The sequence below is a fragment of the Streptomyces chiangmaiensis genome (assembly GCF_036281785.1).
GTDB classification, from domain to species: Bacteria; Actinomycetota; Actinomycetes; order Streptomycetales; family Streptomycetaceae; genus Streptomyces; species Streptomyces chiangmaiensis.
In genome coordinates, this window is sequence record NZ_JAYWVC010000595.1 from 1 (window position 1) to 1,239 (window position 1,239).

Genomic DNA, 1,239 nt, shown 5'->3' on the forward strand with positions numbered 1-1,239 from the left:
CGGCTCGCCGACCGGGTTGCCGTGGGCATCGAGCCGCCACGCAGCCAGATGGTCAGCGTTCGTATCGACACCGATCAGGCCGCCTGTGCGGGCGTGGGACAGGGGAACGGTTTTGACCGGCGCGATCATCCACCAGGCGGTCAGGTACTACCAGCGCCGGCGCTGCACGTCGTAGTGGATGCGGTAGGCCATGGACCGGTTCGCCCAGAGGCGGTCGGCCCATTCCTCGCGCCGGTGGTGGAAGACCGCAGCGCCGGTGAGCGTATACCGGCCATGCTCGGCGTTGGCCAGGTGGGCGAGCGGAGCAGGCAGCTTGAGTGACACTTCGCCATCGGGCGTGACGCGGATCGCCTCATTACCGAACCGCTTGCCCGACTCCCCATCAGCCCGCAGAAACCAGCGCGATGCTTCCCGGCGTTGCCGCCACTGGGCCTTGGTGAGCTGGGCGGCTTGCAGGTTGTGCCGGTTGCGCGCAAGCCGCTTCCCGCCGCGCACGATGCGGACGCGGCCCACGGCGCGGTCGGCCTGCTCGGCACTCAGCCGCTCTTGAAGTACCTGCAGGCGCCGCCTCTTGGCGAACCACTCCTGTGCGCTGCGGTAGCCGCCCGGCGCCCGCCTGCTTCCCTTCTCCCCGATCGGGAGCAACAGGCGGTGCACGATCATCCGCACACCCGCCTGAAGACTGTGGATGTACGCGAGTTGGGCACGCCTGGACAGCGCCCACTGATCGTGGGTGGCCTTGGTGATGCTCCCGGCCCAACGCGACGAAGACTCCTGCGTCAGACCCCGCTTGCGCTGCGCCCACGTATCCGTGGAGTGCTCCACGCCCTCAGCGCACCGTCGTTTGAGATCCCTCGAGGCCAGCGAGCCCAGATGCATGCCCACCAGGCGCAGCACCTGCTCGTCGTCGGCCCTCAGGTGCCCCAGGCGGGTGCGGATCGCCACGCCGGACGGGCCGACGGCCACGAAAGGGGCAGCGATCGTGCGCAGCGACTCATCACGCATCAATGCATTCCCTCCCCAACGTTTGATCAGCAACAGGAAGAACGGTACGGGCCGGCACTGACATCAGTGCCCGCCATGCGACATGTGCGCGCTGCCACACCACGAACCAGTACATGCTCGTGCACACTCACACACGCTCCAGCACATCTGAAAACGAACAGTTCCCAACCCCGTACCCCGACAGGTGGGTCTTCGGGGACCGGGATACCGGTGCCTACCTCACCAGGTTCGCCT

The 1,239-nt window shown here is 67.4% G+C and carries 1 pseudogene; it reads right to left on the reverse strand.

Going from position 1 to position 1,239, the window contains the following annotated elements:
- Positions 1-1,005, reverse strand: a pseudogene (locus VXC91_RS45840) (IS200/IS605 family accessory protein TnpB-related protein); the annotation flags it as partial.
- Positions 1,006-1,239: the final 234 nt, after the last annotated feature.